Origin of the sequence: Paenibacillus lactis, from assembly GCF_017873605.1 — a bacterium.
Classification (GTDB): domain Bacteria; phylum Bacillota; class Bacilli; order Paenibacillales; family Paenibacillaceae; genus Paenibacillus_AQ; species Paenibacillus_AQ lactis.
Genome location: NZ_JAGGKI010000003.1, coordinates 480747 through 498407, shown reverse-complemented (window position 1 = coordinate 498407; position 17661 = coordinate 480747). Strand labels below are relative to the sequence as shown.

Sequence of the window (17661 nt, the reverse complement as noted above, 5' to 3'; positions counted from 1 at the left end):
TGAGGGATAAGAACAGGAAAGACAAAGCACGCCTTGAGCGGACGACAACCCGGTCAGGGGCAAAGCTGAAGTGAAGCGCCGTATCCAAGTGGCTCAACGTAAGAAGAACAAGGAGGCTCGAATATGCGGGAGCGTATTTTGAAAGAAACGATACGTTTGATCCAGCAGAAGGGATTTGCCTTTACCGTCAGTGATCTGGCGCAGGGACTTGCGATCAGCAAGCGGACCATTTATGAGCATTTTTCCTCCAAGGAAGAGATCGTCGAGTCGATCGTTGATAGCTTGATTCAGCATATCCAGCAGCGGGAGCGGGAAATTGCGGAAGATGGACAGCTGGGCGTTCTGGAGAAAATCCATCAAATCCTGATCTGTTTGCCGCAAGAGCTTGAGAAGATGGATATGCGCCTTTTGACGGATCTCAAAAAGTTTCATTATAACCAATGGGAGAAGCTCGATACCTTTTTCAGAGAAGAGTGGGGCATCGTCAGCAAGCTGATGGAGCAGGGGATGGCTGAGGGCGTCATCAAGCCGATCTCGCTTCCGTTGTTTATCGATCTGTATCTGGGCGCAATCCAGCAAATGTACGACTCCCGGGCAACGGTGAAGCATCAGATGCCGCTTGGGGAGCTGCTGAAGTCGATCATGGATATCCTGCTGTTCGGCATCGCCGCGGGGCAGGGAAAGGAGAAATGAAATGATGCACTGGTTCTATTTAGCTCTGGCGATCTTGTTTGAAGTAGCCGGCACCATTAATATGAAAATGTCGGAGGGATTTACGAAGCTGCTGCCGAGCGTGCTGCTGGTCGTTTTTTATGTATGCAGCCTGAGCTTTCTGACGCTGAGCCTGAAGCAGATCGAAATTTCGGTGGCGTACGCGATCTGGTCCGGCCTCGGCATTATGATCATCACGCTGATCGGATATTCGTTCTTTTCGGAACAAATTAACGGTTTGAAGATATTCTCGATTCTGCTGATCATCGCAGGGGTTGTGCTGCTGAACCTGTCGGGCGGCGCCCATGCGCAGGAACAGCCGAAGGCGGAGCAAACGGACGTTCAGGCGGGTTGAAAAAGGCCTTGGATCCGGCCAGTGGAATACTCGGGCAGCTCTCTTGAATGCGCAATAATGTACTATACCCTTTTCGACCGGCCGCTCTATAATGCAAGGGAATTCCTTGTAAGGAGCTGCAGGTCATGAATTTTTCTTCGTTCTTTATTTATTGCTTTATCGTTGCGTTCTCTCCGGGGCCGTCGAATATCGTCATTCTGGCATCGGTCCAGCAGTCGGGGATCAAACGAACGCTCCGCTATATCGCCGGGGCATCGATCGCTTTTTTCCTGTTGATTGCCCTATCTGTCGTCCTCGGCGAGACGCTGTCCTCCGGAATGCCGTTCATTCTGCCGGTGCTGCGGGTAGTAGGCTGTCTCTTCATGCTGTATCTGGCGTACCAGGTATATCATATGGACGTTTCCAACGCGTCGACAAACCAGACGGCTTCCTTCACATCGGGGTTTTTGATGCAGTTTCTGAATCCGAAGGTCGTGTTGTTTACCCTTACGGTCATTCCAAGCTATGTCATGCCCTATTATACCGAGGGGCCGGTCATTTCCGTCTTCGTTGTCGCTGTCTCGCTGATCGGGATGGCTGCGTATATGACCTGGGCGGTGTGCGGCAATCTGTTTCAGGGTGTTTTGCAAAAATACCGGAGAACGACCAACACGGTTTTGGCTTTGTTCCTGCTGTATTCGGCCATCGTCGTGTCGGACCTACCGAATCTTCTGAGGGGGTGATGGAAGATGGAGCGGTTTATCTATAAAAAAGCGTGCGGCATCACGGCGCTGTCCGCGAGCTTTACCGATTTTAAATATAAGAAGCATTACCACGAGGAGTACGCCCTCGGCGTCACCCTGCGCGGAATTCAGAAGTATTCCCTCGACGGAAGCCAGCAAGCTTCCTATCAAAGCGGCGTGATGCTGTTTCATCCGGAGCAGAGCCATGACGGCTGGTCGCAGGAGCGCACGGGCATTGATTATGTGATGATCTACATTCATCCGCAGCTGTTTCATGAGCTGATCCAGAAGAGGGACATCATCCGCTTCCATACGCCGATCGTGTATCATGCCGGCCTAAGGCAGAGCATTCTGAATGTAACGAGGGCGATATTCACCGGCAAGCCGGAGGCGCTGTGCAGCGAGCTGCTGCTGCGGCTGGCGGGGCATTTTAATGAAGATATACTGAGGTTTGAATGTAAGCGGGACAGCGGATTTGCCAAGAAGGCGAAGGCGCTGATGCAGGAGCATCTGGATCATGTGCTGCGATTGGATGAAATCAGCTTGGCTTTCGGCATGTCCAAATATCAGTTCATCCGTTCCTTTAAAGCGAACACCGGCATGTCGCCTTACCAATATTACTTAAACTGCAAGGTGGAGCGGGCCAAGCATCTCATCGAGGATAGCCGCGACGTATATCTCGCCGTTTCACAATGCGGATTTACGGATCTTGCGCATTTGAACCGGCATTTCAAAAATGTGTACGGCACGACGGCCTATGATTACATGTCCATTTGGAGCGATAATCTGTTTCTTGTCCGCATGGACAATATGCAGGGGAAAGAGGCGGTTAGCATCGGCGGCAGATGAGCGAATGAGCGGATGAGGGACCGATCGGGGCTTTAGACCTTTGCTCGTCCGACCTAATGATCAAGTTAATGGGAGCAACTCTCAGGAGACCCGCGTGTCGGTTCGCCCTAGGGTTGCTTCTTTGGGCTGCGGGGAGGTAACGGCCGCATCGCTGCCTTGCTTGCTTCAAAGGGTTTGGAGATCCGGCGAATCGGTGTTAATCTGTAGTTGAATCTAATCAGGATAAGCATGCAGCTGCATGAACAGAGATGGAAGGAATTATGGCCATGGAATACCTATATGAACCGGCACCGCGCAGTTTCGAGGATTTTGCCAGCGGCCGGGTGCTTTACAACGCTCGAGGCACAACCTCGTTTCCCGTAAGACTGGCAAGCGAGCTGGCTCAGCGATGCTTTCACCTTCTGGAACAAAAGGGGGCTGAGGGCCCCTACACGTTATATGATCCCTGCTGCGGAGGCGCGTATTTGCTGACCGTGGTCGGGCTGCTTCATGGACGGCGGCTGGGCCGGATCATCGGCTCGGACATTCAGCCCGATGTGCTCCCCATCGCGGGAAAAAACCTGTCCCTGCTGCGCAAGGAGGGGCTCGAGCAGCGAGCCGAACAGATCAAGTCGCTGTATGAACAATACGGAAAGCCGTCCCATCGGGATGCGCTGCAAAGCGCAACTCGCCTGAAGGAGCTGATCGCCGAATCCGCGATCGAAGAAGCGGCATGCTTCCAGAGCGATATTACGGATCCGAAGGGGGGGCTGGACCGAGCCAGAGGAACTCACATCGTTATGACGGATCTCCCTTACGGGGACTTGGTCAGCTGGAGCGGCGGAAGCGGAGAGCCGGTTCAGCGCTTTTTCGATCAGCTTCACCCGATTCTCGATCCCGCCTGCTCGGTGGTCGCAGTCATTTCCGACAAAGGCCAGAAATTAAAGCATGACCGTTTCAGAAGGCTCCAGTATATGAAGATTGGCAAGCGGCAGGCCGCGATCTTTGAACCGCTGGGGAATTGACGCGCTGAGCCGGTCGGCCGGATTGAGGGCTAGACATAGGGCAACAGGTCCAGGCGAAAGTATAAACGGCTAAGAGGGAGGGCAACAGCCCGTCAGCGGAACCATAATCCGCTAAGAGACGGCTCCCGTTTGCCGGTTTTAATACAGGCAAAATAGGGCCAGTTAGAGAGGGCCAAGCCCGGCCAAAAACTCTAAACAACTAAAAAGACGGCTTCCGTTTGTCGGTTACATACCGGCAGAGCGGAGGCTGTTTTTGTATGCAGTCAGTCGGTTGTTATAAAGCCATGCCTAAATCGCTCTTGATTATGAGAAGAAGGTGGGGTAAGATGGAAAACAAATAAACCAAATTGTTTTCCGTGATTTCTGCGTGAGGACTGAGAATGGATAATAGATCATGGACAAAGGAGGATGGGGATGAACCGAACATTAAAATCACTGATGCTCGCTACCGATATCGGATTTATTATATACTGGCTGCTCATCGGCTTGAGCCTGATTCCGAGGGAGTATCTGTATCAGGATTATGACAATCCGCTGCTGGTGGCGTGGAACTTATCGTTCCTTCCGCTGGATCTGCTGATCTCCGGAACCGGCTTATGGAGCATGTATCTCTACAGGAAAGGCCATTTTAAATGGCGGCCGTGGTGTCTGGTTTCACTCGTGCTAACGTTTTGCTCAGGGCTGCAGGCCATTGCATTTTGGAGCATCCGGCTTGATTTCGATCTCTTCTGGTGGCTGCCGAATCTGTTCCTGATGCTGTATCCGCTCTTCTTCCTGCCGAGGCTGATCGGAAGCGGACATTCTGTGAACGAGAAGGAGTCGGTGGCGCTATGAAGGACAAAATCGCCGAGGCCGCCGTTCAGGAGATTGCCCAGCGGGGCCTGAAGTTCTCCATTCGGGATGTTGCAGGCCGTCTCGGGATCAGCACGAAGACCCTGTATCAGCATTTTGAATCCAAGGAGGAATTGGTCGACCATATCGTGGTCCAGTCCATCGGGAATATGATGGCGGAGGAGGAGAAGCTGATGAAGGACGATTCGATTCCTTTAACGGATAAGCTATTCCTGGCATTAACGCTCCTTCCGCAAGGCGTCGCCTTCCACGATATTCGCGTGATGAAGGAATTGGAGCTCCGGTACCCGGAGCAGTGGAGGCAAATCGATGCCTACATGAATACAGGCTGGGAGAATATCCGGCTGATTATTCACGAGGGGGCTGCTGCAGGCATCTTTCGTCCTTTTGATGTCGAGCTGTTCATTCAGGTATATGTAGGGGCATTATATCAGCTGATCGACCAGTATGCTTCCGGTGGCCGGCTGACGCTGCAGCAAGCACTGGAGCAGATGGTCGGCTTCTTGATGGAAGGCATCCGTTCGCCCGCTAACCGGTAAGTCCCCTCCTGTATTCCGCCAAGCATACAAACGCCACGCAGATGTGGAGAATTGCGGCTGCTGTGCAGCCGCTTTTGGCTTTTCTACGAATGCGCCACTCACAGATTCGCGTGTCTGCCTCCCGTACATGATTGGATCATGATAGGTTAAAGGTTTCACTGAATCGGAACGTATGTTCGATTAGAGTCTAAAAAATAAAAGCATTTCCTGTGGAATGCCTGCCCGAAGGTAGAACTCATGCAGCGACTCTCCCGGGCCAATGGTCAAATCCGCCGTCAACAACGCAACCGCAAACCGATTCGCCTGACGTTCCAGCTTGCCTGGGCTGAAGTAGGAATGCTCCTCAAGGAAAAATCGGCTGATTCCCTTATGGAGCCGATCGTGACCGAGCTCATGGGCGCAGACGAAGCGCTGCCACTGCGGCGGCAGTTGACTATGAATGACGATAAACCTGCGTCTTAATTTGCGGAAGTACAGCCCCTTCGTTGTCTTGCCGAGGTCCGTGTACCGGACATGAATGCCGAGCGAAGCCGCAATTTCGAAGGGACAGTTGGTATGATGTTTTCTGACAAGCTGACGGATTAACGGTTGTAAAAGATCATCCATGCCGGTTCACCTGCAATATCGAGATTGTTATGGGTTGTCGTAGGGTTGTAATCGCTATGTACTCCTTCATGACATGCTATTTTTTCCGTTTGTTCATCTGCTTGGCTTCCCAGAATAAGCCGGTCAGCACATCCTTGATGCGCTGCTTGTCCTCCTGGTTTAACGGGATTCCGTCGAACATCAGCTCTCCGTCGTCCTCCAGCATTTTTTTGAAATCCCGTTTATCTTTGGCCGTGGCCCAGTCGGGAACGGTCAGGTCCTCATGCAGGGAAAGCTCCGAGTCCAAATAGCCGGCTTTGCTCATCAGTTCTTCATAGGGAATCTCAAGCGCGTCGGCGATTTTGCGAAGCGTCTGCGGCTTTGGAATGCCGCGCAGCCCGTTCTCGATTCTCGAGATTTGCGATCCGCTGATGTCAGCGGCTTGTGCGAGTTGATTGATGCTTAAGCCTTTGTCTTCCCTGATCTGCTTCAAGTATGCTCCAAATCTGTGATCCACGCTCCGGCCACTCCTCACCATAATCCATCTGTAACCTCTGTTTATAGTATAAACCCATTCGCCACCTTTGCCAACAGGTAAAATAAAAACAAAGGAATATTGCCAAAAGGCAAGAATTAGAGAGCGATAAGGCCCATTTCTGGAATTTAGCCGCCCATTTGAACGTTTACGAAGATCTCCAGATAGTGGTATTATTACGAAAAATACGAACAAATATACGAACAGTCGGCATGGCCTTGATTTTCTGCCAAATGGCAAAGGAAAGCCAGGATAAACCATCAATGGGGAGTGAAACGGTATGAATCATATGTTACCTGAATTGGATCGCAGAAAAACCCAATACGCGATTGAGGCGGTATTCGAGAAGTATCGAATTTATAAAACGATAACGTTTGAAATGAGGGAAGCGAGCGTGACGGCCTCTTACACCGAGCGGTTCCACGGACCGACGAATGTGACCTCGGATCAGACGGCAAAGGTAGCGATATATAATGTAGACATGCCTGCGGCAAGGAAGCACTACTGCGAAACGATCGAATCGATCGTGGAGCGGCTGGGAGAACGCGAGCAGCTGCTGATAAGGGAACGGTACATGAAGCAGGACGATGTGTACGACTACAAGGTGTACAACCATATTTTTGACCCGCCGGTCAGCAAAGACACGTATGTAAAAATCCGCACCCGAGCTTTTTATAAAATGGCGCTGGTTCTTGCCGATCTGGGCCTGTTATCGCTGGATACCCTCGTAAAGCCCTTAACCCGGCTGAAAAAGAATGAAGGGGCGCAGGCGGTAGGCGCCGTGCGATAAACGCGGCCCATGATCGGGGGAGTTCCGACGCGGGAATGCGGATCATGCAAGGTTGATTGGCTGGGCGATTGCTTGGAGGTTTTTTTAGTCAAGAGATGGATGACTTTTAGACAATGGATGGATGACTCTTATACAATAGATGGATGGCTGCGGGACTAAACCGACTCTGCTGAGGGTCGGTTTTTTTCGATACGTCCTGTGCGTTGACAAGGAGCTTGTTGAGAATATGAACGGAATAGACCCATGTCCCGCTCCCGAGCGCTGAATAGAACGGGGAGATTGACTAAACACGCTCACAGGCTGACGGCTCTTCAAAGCCAGGGCCCATACATAGGATGAGAGCTCCTAGCATTTCAGTAAACCGTAAACTGCATATAGAGTGTTTAGACGATGCTGCTAACGGGTCGCTGGTGCAAAGAAACGATATTAAATTAGGCAGTGAAAAAGTTTGCTACAGTGATTGGTGATGGTTATAGCCGTCGTTTAAATAAGGCGGTGACAGCATTATCGAAGGTATCGTCTTTTTACCGCCGCAAATCATCCCAAACTTCGCCGAATGTTCGCCGGTTCCCCGTCTTCGCTTGGTGCGAACCGGTGTAAGATTATAGCATCGGGAATGAAGCGAAAGGGCAGCACCGTTAACCTCACACAGGAAATGTGAACCGGCCATAGAGCCGGTTTTTTTATGCGGACAAGCTCCCTGGCCTCATTCCCGTTTTATTACAACACAGGAAGGAGGGGCCGTATGAATAGGCAAACGAACGATTTGATCGGCAAGCCGTTCTTTCAACGGATGCCGGATGAGCCTCGGCTGTGTTTTCGATGAGAGAGGCGATCAAACAGGCCGTTATGGAATTGGTGCCGGAGCTTGCGGGACGAATTTATGACGTGCATCCGCCCGAAATCGCTGTAGATGATTTTTTTGCGGTTCTGCTGCTTGGCGAGGATGTATGGAAATCACCCTGGGCCGGTTACCGGCAGGTGATTAGGCTGAAGCTGTACGCGGGCGAGGCTATCGTCTCCCGTCAGCTGGATTCGCAGGCGGAGCGGCTCATACAGGGACTGCATCGCAAGCGGGTAACAGGTCTGGAGAACCGCGCCTTCAAGCTTCATTATCTCGGCGTTCCGGAGGCGGATCAATGGGATTCCGGCCTGGGCCGCATGATCCGGGTTATCCGTTTCGGCGTTTATGTCCCGGAGGCGTCAGCCAGCGGCGGGGACTCCGGAAGCATCGGCGAACCGGATGAATGGCTTTCCGCGCTGATCGCGTGGACTTCGAAGCAGCTCGGAAGCAGCTGGAGCGTTTACCGGACGTCATGGCCGGCGGATCGGGAAGATCATGCCGTGCTGTGGCGATTGTCAGGGTGCGAGACGAAGATGGCGGGAGCCTCCGTCTACGAAATCAGCAAGAGCTTCACAGGTCATGTGGCATCTACTTCTTCTGAGCATGAACAGCTTACAGCATTTTCGCTGGTGGAGTCGCTCGGCTCCCAGGCTCAGCTACCGCTTGATTCCGAGGCTCGCCAGTATTTGACCGTCGCCGGTATTACCGGCAATTTGGAGGCCGATGCGATCTTGAACGGTCAGCTCAAGCTGACGCTCATCCAACGGCAAATGCGTTCGGCGCAGGAAGCCGCAAGGATTCGCCGCGTTCATGTTCAACCGATTTTAAATTAAGGGGGACTCGAGATGTCGGGTAAGAAATCAACCAAGACGGAAGGGAACAGCGGCAGCGAACCGCGTTACACATTGGCTGAGTTGACGGCTCATGCCAAGGAGCGGTTCAGCGTCCGGCCGGAAGTCATTGCCGGCGCAATGTACGGAGCAGCGGGCGAGCTGTTTACTGTGGCCGAGGTGCAGGATCAAATCAAACATTTTATGAAAGCGAAGGTGGATTAATCATGGCGGGAGGAACATGGGAGAGCACGAATAAACCGGTATTGCCGGGTTTGTATATGAATTTTAAAGCGGCGGCAGCCTCAGCGATTCAGGGCGGCGCACGCGGAACGGTCATCGTTCCCGTTAAAGCGAACTGGGGGCCGGTACGCGAGTTTGTCGAGATCGGAAGCGAGCATGCGATCGGCGAGTCGTTCTCCGCAGATCAAGATAATGGAGCAACCGCTTATCGGACGCTGTATCTGGCGATGCTGGGCGGTCCGAAAAAGCTGCTCGCGTACCGTCTTGCAGACAGTACGGCTTCGGCTGCATCCGTTACGCTGCAAAATGGCGAAGCGACGCCGTCCGATGTGCTGCAGCTTCAGGCTAAATACCCGGGCAGCCGCGGAAACGGCTTCTCGGTAACGATTCAGCCGTCGCTGATGGATCCGGCCGCTCGGGAGCTTCGGCTGTATGAAGGGGCCAAGCTGCTCGGCACCTATGTTGGCGCGGACGGTACGGCCGCATCGATCGCTGCGAAGGTGAATGAGGATGATGAGAACGTCTGGGTGAGCGCAACCGTGCTCGGCGATGGCAGCGCAGTGCCTGCCGACGTCAACGGCGCGGCATTCACCGGCGGAACCAGCGGCAACAGCGGAATTACCAATGCGGATTATCTTGAGTTTCAAGAAGCCGCCCAAGGCCAGCAATTCGATGTCGTGGCGCTGGACTACGCGGCCGACATGTCCTTGCTTCAGAGCTTTGCCGCTTGGGTGAAGCGTCTCCGCCAGGAAGGCCGCGGGGTTATGGCCGTATTCGGCGGAAGCGCGGCCGACGATGTGGCCAAGGATGCGCCGAAGACTGCTGCTGCCCGTTCGCTTGCGCTAAACCACGAAGGCGTTGTGAACGTCGGCACCGGCGTACGCTTGTCCGGCGTCGATTACAGCTCCGCGCAGACGGCCGCCTATGTGGCCGGTTTGATTGCAGGTCAGCGGCTGAACCAGTCCGCTACATACGCGGTGACGCCGTTTGAGGATGTCACCCGCCGCTGGAGCCGCTCGGAACAGGAGCTTGCGGTTCAAAACGGCGTTTTCCTGCTGATTTTTGACGGACGTCAGGTGAAAGCCCTGCGCGGCATCAATACGCTCGTGAATCCGGCGGAGGGCCAGAACAATGCGTGGAAGAAAATCCGTTCGATCCGCGTCATGGACGCCATTCATGCCGATCTGCAGGCGGCCGCCGAAGGCACGTACATCGGCAAGGTGAATAACACCGAGGAAGGAAGGCTTGCCCTGATCGGCGCCGTGAAAGAATATTTGGGCCAGCTGTCGCTGAGCAACGTCATCGAGCCGGACGGCTATGACGTCATTCTGGATCCTGCCTATTACGGCGATTCCGCCGTGAAGCAGCCGGAGCCGGATCAAGTGTTCCTGCAATGGAACGTGAAGCTGACCGATGTGATGGAGCAGCTGTTCGGCACGTTTTACGTGCAGTAAAGGAAGATGGCCTCCGGTAACCTAAAGAGCCGCGTCGCACGAGCTTAGGACGATTCGGGACGAAACGGGTGGGATCAGTCCGGACGGTTCGGCTTACTGTACCGTGAGGTCCAATCAATATCCAATCATTCAAAAATGCTGAGGAGGAATATCTATGTTGGATGCATCAAGAGTCATTATGGGAACGTATGGCCAGGCCTATATCGACGGGGTATGGCAGACGCATATTAACAAGCTGGAAGCGAGCGTGGAGCTTGAGAAGCGCGAGCTGAAGCTGGTCGGCAACGACTGGACGGTGCATAAGAGCGGGAGCAAAAAAGGCACCGGCACGATGAGCGGCTATAAGGTCACATCGGACATGATCGCCCGCGGCTTTACGAAGTTCGATATTATTTCCAAGCTGGACGATCCCGAATCGTACGGTCACGAGCGCGTGCGCCTGATCCGCTGCATGCCGGACAAGATCCAGCTCGCGAACTGGACTGCGGGTGAAGAAGTGCAGGAGGAGACATCGTTCACCTTTGAGGGGTACGAGCTGCTCGACCCGATTTCGGCGGATTAATGATTTTATCGTAAAAGTGAAAAAAAGATACATGCAGCATCGATCGATGATTCATGCCGTGAATGTTGGGAGATGCTGCTTTTTTTATGGGAAAAGAGATGAATGGTTCACACCTTGAATAATCGATGGAGTGAACGATTGAAAGGCTAAAGAATCGCGAAAGGGGACGACGATATGAGCTTGAACGAGCATTTGAGCGAAGAGCAAATTTTGGACAGCCTGTTCGAGGCGGCGGAGAAGCTGCCGGAGGAAACGGTGCGCATCAAGCGGCTCGATATGCAGATCGTGCTGCACGGTTTGACTTCGAGCAAGGTGGACAGCATCCGCGAGCGCTGCACGGTCCGCCGGAACGTGAAAGGCGTGGTGGATGAGAAGGTGGATACGGAGACGTTCAACGCGCTCCTGATTTCGGAAGCGACCGGGAGCTTGTCCGTCAAAGGGCTGACGCTGAACGGCTGGGGCGATCCGCGCATCACCAGCCGCTTGAAGCTGTCGGGCGGAGAGCAGGCGGTCCGCCGGATGCTGCTGGCCGGGGAGCTGGATGCCGTCGGCGATAAGGTGCTTGAGCTGTCCGGCTTCGGAGTCGAGATCGCCGACCTAAAAAACTGATCGGCTCCGGGGGAATGACTACGATGCTGTACCACTTATGGGCCCGGCATCACCTTCGCCCCGGAGAGTTTTGGCGGCTGCCGCGAGGCGAGCGCTTATTGCTGCTCGCTTTTTCCCAGGAGGAAATGGACCGGCTCGCTGATCAGAGCGAAATGTGAGGAGGTGAATCGATATGGCTGAAGCCATGAACTACCGGATGAATCTAGTCATTGATCCGAAAAACGTCATCAAGGCGAACCGCGAGCTGCGCGCCATGGAGCGCTACTTCGAACGCATCCAGGGCCGGGTGCTGCGAATCGGCAGAACCCGCATGGCACCGGAAATCGTGCTGAAGGACCGCGCCTCCAAAGGCCTGGACAACCTGCTGGCCAAGATCAACCGCGTGAAATCGCAGGTGATCAATGCTTCGGGGAACGTGAATATGAACGTGAATGTCAAGCATTCCGCCAAGCCGCTTAACTTTGATCCCTTAGTAAAGGCACTTAAAGAAAATACAGTTGCCTTGAAGGGCCTTGCCGACGCGCTTGCGAAACTGCAGCTTGGCGGCGGGGGCGGAGCTCAGAAGCCGAAATCCAAGCTTGATCATGCCATCGATATGTTTGGCGCAATGAAAACATTCGGCGGCGGTGCTAAAAGCGTAGGCGAGCTGCGCGATAAGACGAAAAAGGTAGGCGATGCCTGGCTTGGAAATGATACTAAAGCGAACAAAGACTCCTCCAATTCGGAGAGCTCCTACCCCAAAGAATCCAGAGTGGAGCGAGGGAGAAGGCAGCGAAAGGGAAGGGGATTTAGAACGATCGCTGCCGCGGGGGATTTGATTGAAACCGTAGGTAATGCAGGTACGGGGATTCTCGGAGGAGCCAGAGACTTCTGGAAAAGCGGAAGTGCGCTTTTTGGCGGTGGCAGCGGCGGTGGTGGCAGTAGCGCCCCTGCGACCAGCGGGATAAGCGCAGGAAGCAGTGCGGCTGCACAAGCAGTGGCGAATCCTGGCAGCAGGGCTGCCGCGACACCGGCCGATAAAATAGCGGACACTGGCAGTACGGGATCTGGAGCGGCTAAAGGCACGGACAACGGGGCAGCTTCGCAAGCGGCGAAAGCAGCAGATCCAAAGGTTGCTGCTTCCAAGGTGTCAGCAGGAGCAGCTCCAAGCAAGCTTGCTTCCGGCTTTTTAAAGGGAGCAGGCAAGCGAATTTTGGGGCCTTTAGGCTTCTTAGCTGACGTTAACGATATTGCGGCGGCCAAGCCCGGAAAAGAGCGTAATCAAGCGATCGGCTCTGCCGTTGGCGGTGGTATAGGCGCAACGATCGGCGGCGCGATCGGGTCCGTTATCCCGGTGGCCGGCACCTTGGTCGGTTCGACCGTCGGCGGCGCTGTCGGAAGCTTCGTGGGCGAAAAAATCGGCGGTGCAATTAACGGGATCACGAAAACGTTCAAATCGGGCGGGGATAAGGTATCGAAATGGTTCTCCAACACGTTCTCTTTCGGAAAAAAGAAAAAGGACGTTGTTGCCGAGGCCAAACCGGTTCCGAAGCCGGCAGCACCAGCCGTTTCTGCCCCAAGCTCCATGATTGCCAATCCGGCACCAGCAATACCTGCAGGTCCGGCAACCCCACGCCCGCCATCCGCCCCAGTCCTTCCATACTCCGGATCATCGTTTGGCCCACCGGCCATTGATCCCGCCCGGAGCCAGGCGTATGCCGCCGGCAAGCAGATGTCGCCGCAGATGGTTCAGATCAGTCCGGAGCAAATGAGCGCGCTGACGGGATATTTGCGGGATTCCAAAACGGAGGCGACAACCAACTATAATCTTCCGCCTGGAGCGGTGCAGGTTACGGTGCGTGAGGAGCATCCGGTGGATGTGGAGGGATTGATTCTGCAGGTCGGGCAGCGCCTGAGAGCGGAGTTGATGAAAGCATCCCAGAACCGGAAGCCGGCTGCGTCTATGCCATATTAACGGTTGGAGGCACTAGGCAGGCAAGAAACTTTAGCAGCATTTTAACGGAAAGGAGGGGCCGGCGATGGAGTTTATTTTGAAGAACGGCAAGGGGAAGGAATTTATATTTCCGGTTAATCCCGAGGAAGTGACCATTTCACGGCAAAAGGGCTTTGAAACGGCAACGATTCTAACCTTTGGCGAGTTTGATTTTCCGCAGGGAAACAAAATCAAGGAAATATCCTTCTCTTCTTTTTTTCCAAAAGAGTTCGACGAATCATACTGCAAAGGAAGCCGGGATTCGCACCCGAAACCGCAAACGGCCATGAATACGCTCAATGAGTTCCTGGTGTCCAAAACGCCGATTCAGTTTATCATTACCGAAACCGCGGTCAATGTACCGGTGTTCGTGGCTTCCCATCAAACGACGTTTCGCGGCGGGGAGCAGGGGGATGTGTATTTCGACCTGACCCTCCGGACGTGGAGTGAGATGAAAGTAGCGAAAACCGCCGGCGCATCGGGCATCAACAAAAAGCCGCGGGCCGACATGAAGGAGAAGAGCAAGACTTACACGGTCAAGCCGGGGGACTCCCTCTCCAAAATCGCCAAGCTGGAGCTCGGGGACAGCTCGAAATGGAACCAGATCTATACACTGAACCGGCAAGCGATCGGCAACAATCCAAATGCCATTAAACCCGGTCAAAAGCTGGTGCTGCCATGAGTTATAAAGTGATTTTGCAGGACAAATACGATTTGTCGCCTCTGGTGGAAGCTATCAACTTAAGGGATTCGCTGGAGCAGGTCGCCTATCAAGGCACGGTGAACCTGGTGGTGACGCCGGACTTGCCGCCGATTTCGCCCGGGATGGCGATTCGGATCAGCGGTATTCCCTATGGGAAGAAGGATTATGTTCCCCTGCTCCATCCGGCTGTGGTTTGGGAAGCGGAGACTACGAACAACGGCGTGAAGCGGATGACGCTGACGATCTATGACCGGACGGTCTATCTGGATAAATCCGAGGATGAATATTTGTTCCCGGCAAAACAGACGGCAACGCAGCGCTTCAAAAAGTACGCGGCCGACTGGAACATCAAGCTCGCCCATCTGCCCGATACCGAAAAACAGCTCGGACGCTCCGTTTACCGGACGCAGTCGATCTATGCCAGCATGTTCGCGGATTTGCGGGAAACGGCCAAGGCCGGCGGCAAGCTGTACCATCCGCGCATGATCCCTTCGGGACTTGAGCTGTATGAGCTGGGGTCAAACCGCGAGGTATATGTCTTAGAGACGTTAACCGATACGATTCAGCAGCGGACGCTCGAAGGGGCGGCGACCAAAGTCAAGGTGCTGGCAACATCGGCCAGCGAGACCGGGAAGGAGGTCCCTTCGAAGGTAATGGCCATCGAAGAGAAGGATATCGCCAAATACGGGCAGCTGCAGGCGATCATCCAGGACGATGAGGTGAAATCCGCCGCGGCCGCGCGTCAGCTGGCCCGAAGCAGGCTCCGAGGGATCCGGGAGACGATTACGGTAAACGCTCCTGATATCAACACGATTCGCGCAGGAGATGCCGTCATGCTCGGTTCGTCGAAGCTGCTTGTGATTTCGGTCAGCCGGGAGCTCGGCAATCCGGGAAGCATGATGCTGGAGCTTGGGAGCTATGATGATGTAAAAAGGAGGTTTTATCTTGAGTAAAGACCCCTATGGACAATTGGCATCCTCCTTGCTGTCTTCCTTCCATAAGCAGACCCGCCAAGCGATCGGCGGAGTGGGAGCCGTACTCGGCACGATAACCTCGACCGGACTCAAGCTGGATGATTTCAAGCATGAGCTGCAAGAGTATATGGTTGCCGAGCTTCCGGGCCAATTGTCGCTGCCTCGCCGAACCGTAGAAGGAACGATCAGCGGAGATGGCGGCAAGACGGCCGTCTCTTTGGAATTGGAGGAAACGGAAGTGGAGGAGGCACAGTGGAAGCTGAACCAAGGATTACGCCCCGGCGATCGAGTGCTGGCGGTTCGCGTCAACGGCGGCCATGACGTCGTCGTGGTGTGCAAGGTGGTGAGCGGCCATGGCTAATTTGTTTCCCGAAACGGAGGACATGATCTGGACCGATTCAGTTGGGCCTGAAACGTCCGAAGATCACGGGGCCGTGTTCGGGCGGAGCTGGCGGTTTGATTTTGAAGCAGGAGAATTTGTCATGACCCCAACCCGCAAATTGGTTGCCGCGGATGAGAAGGATGCATGGGTTATCTGGTGTGAAAAAACGATTCGAACCCCGCGCTACCGGCATTTGATCTATTCACGCGGCTATGGCAGTGAATTGGAGGAGCTGATCGGCAAGGGGCATGGCCGTCCGCTATTGGAGAGCGAAATCCGGCGGATGGTATCTGAAGCGCTGCTGGCGGATGCCCGCACGGAGAGCGTGGATCAATTCCAGTTTGAATGGGAAGGGGAAGCCTGCCGTTTCAGCTGCCGCATCACGAGCGTACGGGATGAGACGGAAATGATAGAAAGCGTGGTGATGACCTGATGGCCGATGTGCCGATGTATTTGCAGGAACAGACGGAAGAGAACATTTTGAACCGCATGTTGGCAAAAGTGCCTTCGGATATCGATAAATCCGAGGGCTCTTTTATTTGGGATGCGCAGGCGCCGGTGGCGTTCATGCTGTCCGAAGCGGCCCTGTGGGCGCAGGAGCTGCTTCGCCGAGGGTTTGCCAGCACGGCGGCCAGCGACTCCCCGGATATCCGCTCAGCCGAGCTGGATCTTCGGACCGCCGAGCATGGCGTGACAAGACGCGAGGCGGTAGCTTCATCGGGAAGTGTCGTGTTTACGGGGAAACCGGGCACGAACGTCCCGAAGGGAACGTATGTGGCAACGCCGGCCGACGAGACGACCGGGGAGTCTTCGGTAGAGTATGTCACGACTGCGAGTGTTACATTGGGACCGGACGGTACCGGAACGGCTCCGATCCGTGCCGTAACTCCAGGGAAGAGCGGCAATGTGCCGGCAGGGGTCATCCAGCTGATGATGACCTCCGTCAGCGGCGTCACGTCCGTGACGAATCCCGAGCCGACGCGAAGCGGCACTGATATTGAGACGGATCAGTCGCTATTGGAACGTTTTTACGCAAAGGTCAGAAGCCAGGGGACCAGCGGCAACAAAGCGCAGTATATGCAGTGGGCCAGCGAAATCCCCGGCGTCGGCGGCGTGGAGGTCGCCCCGCTGTGGGCCGGACCGGGGACGGTCGGCCTCTATCTGCTGGACACGGATAAGCGGGCGGCTAGCCAGGAGATCGTGGATGCCGTCCAGCAGCATATCGACCCAACGCAGGATGGACAAGGGGAGGGGACGGCCCCGGCAGGTCCTATCGTCACCGTCATGCCGGCCGAGGAAGTCGAGATTCATATCTCGGTCAAGGTGCAGCGCACCCAGGAGCAGCCGTCCACGATTGAGGAAATCCGGGCGCTGATCGAGGAAGGGGTCCGGGCTTACCTGCAGCAAATCGCGTTTAACCGGAAGGATCCGCTTGTCCGGTATACACGTATTGCAGCCGTGCTGCTGGATATCCCGATCATCGTCGACTATTCGGAGCTGACGATTAACGGCCATGCCGAGCAGCAAAACATCGAAATCGGCTCCGGCCAGGTGGCGGTGCTGGGGACGGTGAGCGTAAGTGAATAAGGCGAGGATCAACAGCTTGCGGGGACGCGAGCTGTTTTCATATCTGCCGGCTTACTACGAGACGTCCCGCGTCATGCAGTCGGACATGGAGGCCAAGGGGAGCGAGCTGGATGCGCTGTATCAAGCGCTCAATGAAGCCGCGGACCAGTTCTTCGTCCGTACCGCGACTTGGGGGCTCGACCGCTGGGAGGAGGAGCTCGGCATCCCGACGGACCGGGCGAAGCCGATGGAGCAGCGGCGGGCTGTGCTGGAGTCGAAGCTGCGCGGAGCCGGAACCTTCTCGGGCCGGCTTGTTAAGAATGTCGCAGAAGCTTACGACGGCGGGGCGGTCGAGGTTACGTTTCAACCGGGGGAATGGCGATTTACCGTCCAGTTCGTCGACACGCTCGGCATTCCGCCGAACCTGGAGGATCTGAAGGCGGCGATCGAGGAGATCAAGCCGGCGCATTTGGCGGTGGAGTATGCGTTCAATTACCTGCTCATCCGCGACATCCATGAGGTCATGACCTTGGACGAGCTGGGACAGATGCCTTTAAACAAATTTGCAGGAGGTGCCTGA

The 17661-nt window shown here is 54.8% G+C and carries 23 protein-coding genes; 21 read left to right on the top strand and 2 right to left on the bottom strand.

What is annotated here, in order from left to right; genetic code table 11:
* The first annotated feature begins 123 nt into the window (after positions 1–123).
* From J2Z18_RS07980 to J2Z18_RS07950, 7 genes are all read left to right on the top strand, one after another.
* Positions 124–693: a TetR/AcrR family transcriptional regulator gene (locus tag J2Z18_RS07980; protein ID WP_210094545.1), complete on the top strand. Its 570-nt coding sequence runs from the start codon at positions 124–126 to the stop codon at positions 691–693.
* Between the two features lie 4 nt (positions 694–697).
* Positions 698–1066 carry a DMT family transporter gene (locus tag J2Z18_RS07975; protein WP_007132033.1) on the top strand — a complete coding sequence of 123 codons (369 nt, stop codon included), beginning with the start codon at positions 698–700 and terminating at the stop codon, positions 1064–1066.
* A 125-nt stretch (positions 1067–1191) separates the two neighbouring features.
* On the top strand, positions 1192–1788 hold the full coding sequence (locus J2Z18_RS07970; protein WP_210094544.1) for a LysE family translocator: 597 nt from the start codon (positions 1192–1194) through the stop codon (positions 1786–1788).
* Between the two features lie 6 nt (positions 1789–1794).
* Positions 1795–2637, top strand: a complete 843-nt coding sequence (locus J2Z18_RS07965) for an AraC family transcriptional regulator (protein ID WP_245255886.1) — start codon at positions 1795–1797, stop codon at positions 2635–2637.
* A 266-nt stretch (positions 2638–2903) separates the two neighbouring features.
* Positions 2904–3641 (top strand): hypothetical protein, encoded by a 738-nt coding sequence (locus J2Z18_RS07960; protein ID WP_210094543.1) that lies wholly within the window; start codon positions 2904–2906, stop codon positions 3639–3641.
* Between the two features lie 414 nt (positions 3642–4055).
* Complete coding sequence (locus J2Z18_RS07955) at positions 4056–4475, top strand: YvaD family protein (protein ID WP_210094542.1); 420 nt, start codon at positions 4056–4058, stop codon at positions 4473–4475.
* Positions 4472–5032, top strand: a complete 561-nt coding sequence (locus J2Z18_RS07950) for a TetR/AcrR family transcriptional regulator (RefSeq protein WP_210094541.1) — start codon at positions 4472–4474, stop codon at positions 5030–5032. Before J2Z18_RS07955 ends, J2Z18_RS07950 begins: the two co-directional genes overlap by 4 nt.
* Before the next feature lie 180 nt (positions 5033–5212).
* Here the strand turns inward: J2Z18_RS07950 and J2Z18_RS07945 are convergent, their stop codons facing one another.
* Both J2Z18_RS07945 and relB read right to left on the bottom strand, forming a co-directional pair.
* The gene (locus J2Z18_RS07945; protein ID WP_210094540.1) at positions 5213–5638 is read right to left on the bottom strand and encodes an ImmA/IrrE family metallo-endopeptidase; all 426 of its coding nucleotides are present in this window, start codon (positions 5636–5638) and stop codon (positions 5213–5215) included.
* 76 nt (positions 5639–5714) lie between these two features.
* A complete protein-coding gene (gene relB / locus J2Z18_RS07940) occupies positions 5715–6155 on the bottom strand; it encodes a type II toxin-antitoxin system RelB family anti-toxin (protein ID WP_245255885.1) in 441 nt (146 codons plus the stop codon).
* A 277-nt stretch (positions 6156–6432) separates the two neighbouring features.
* On the opposite strand from relB, the gene J2Z18_RS07935 reads away from it, so the two are divergent.
* From J2Z18_RS07935 to J2Z18_RS07875, 14 genes are all read left to right on the top strand, one after another.
* Entirely contained in the window at positions 6433–6942 is a 510-nt protein-coding gene (locus tag J2Z18_RS07935; RefSeq protein ID WP_210094538.1) for an ArpU family phage packaging/lysis transcriptional regulator, read from the top strand.
* Between the two features lie 822 nt (positions 6943–7764).
* Entirely contained in the window at positions 7765–8619 is an 855-nt protein-coding gene (locus tag J2Z18_RS07930; protein WP_210094592.1) for a hypothetical protein, read from the top strand.
* Positions 8620–8631: 12 nt separating this feature from the next.
* A complete protein-coding gene (locus J2Z18_RS07925) occupies positions 8632–8841 on the top strand; it encodes a YqzN/YkzM domain-containing protein (protein WP_210094537.1) in 210 nt (69 codons plus the stop codon).
* 2 nt (positions 8842–8843) lie between these two features.
* Entirely contained in the window at positions 8844–10313 is a 1470-nt protein-coding gene (locus tag J2Z18_RS07920) for a phage tail sheath family protein (protein ID WP_210094536.1), read from the top strand.
* Between the two features lie 154 nt (positions 10314–10467).
* A complete protein-coding gene (locus tag J2Z18_RS07915) occupies positions 10468–10875 on the top strand; it encodes a phage tail tube protein (RefSeq protein WP_007132045.1) in 408 nt (135 codons plus the stop codon).
* A 174-nt stretch (positions 10876–11049) separates the two neighbouring features.
* Positions 11050–11484: a phage tail assembly chaperone gene (locus J2Z18_RS07910; protein WP_210094535.1), complete on the top strand. Its 435-nt coding sequence runs from the start codon at positions 11050–11052 to the stop codon at positions 11482–11484.
* Positions 11485–11507: 23 nt separating this feature from the next.
* Positions 11508–11642 (top strand): hypothetical protein, encoded by a 135-nt coding sequence (locus J2Z18_RS30755; protein ID WP_260842859.1) that lies wholly within the window; start codon positions 11508–11510, stop codon positions 11640–11642.
* Positions 11643–11656: 14 nt separating this feature from the next.
* The gene (locus tag J2Z18_RS07905) at positions 11657–13438 is read left to right on the top strand and encodes a hypothetical protein (RefSeq protein WP_210094534.1); all 1782 of its coding nucleotides are present in this window, start codon (positions 11657–11659) and stop codon (positions 13436–13438) included.
* A 64-nt stretch (positions 13439–13502) separates the two neighbouring features.
* Positions 13503–14138 carry a LysM peptidoglycan-binding domain-containing protein gene (locus tag J2Z18_RS07900; protein ID WP_210094533.1) on the top strand — a complete coding sequence of 212 codons (636 nt, stop codon included), beginning with the start codon at positions 13503–13505 and terminating at the stop codon, positions 14136–14138.
* Positions 14135–15112, top strand: coding sequence for an XkdQ/YqbQ family protein (locus J2Z18_RS07895; protein ID WP_210094532.1), 978 nt, complete (start codon positions 14135–14137; stop codon positions 15110–15112). Before J2Z18_RS07900 ends, J2Z18_RS07895 begins: the two co-directional genes overlap by 4 nt.
* Entirely contained in the window at positions 15105–15494 is a 390-nt protein-coding gene (locus J2Z18_RS07890; RefSeq protein WP_007132050.1) for a hypothetical protein, read from the top strand. The genes J2Z18_RS07895 and J2Z18_RS07890 overlap by 8 nt, the downstream gene beginning before the upstream one ends.
* Positions 15487–15948, top strand: coding sequence for a DUF2634 domain-containing protein (locus J2Z18_RS07885; protein WP_007132051.1), 462 nt, complete (start codon positions 15487–15489; stop codon positions 15946–15948). The genes J2Z18_RS07890 and J2Z18_RS07885 overlap by 8 nt, the downstream gene beginning before the upstream one ends.
* Entirely contained in the window at positions 15948–17102 is a 1155-nt protein-coding gene (locus J2Z18_RS07880; protein WP_210094531.1) for a baseplate J/gp47 family protein, read from the top strand. The genes J2Z18_RS07885 and J2Z18_RS07880 overlap by 1 nt, the downstream gene beginning before the upstream one ends.
* Positions 17095–17661, top strand: a complete 567-nt coding sequence (locus J2Z18_RS07875; protein WP_210094530.1) for a YmfQ family protein — start codon at positions 17095–17097, stop codon at positions 17659–17661. The genes J2Z18_RS07880 and J2Z18_RS07875 overlap by 8 nt, the downstream gene beginning before the upstream one ends.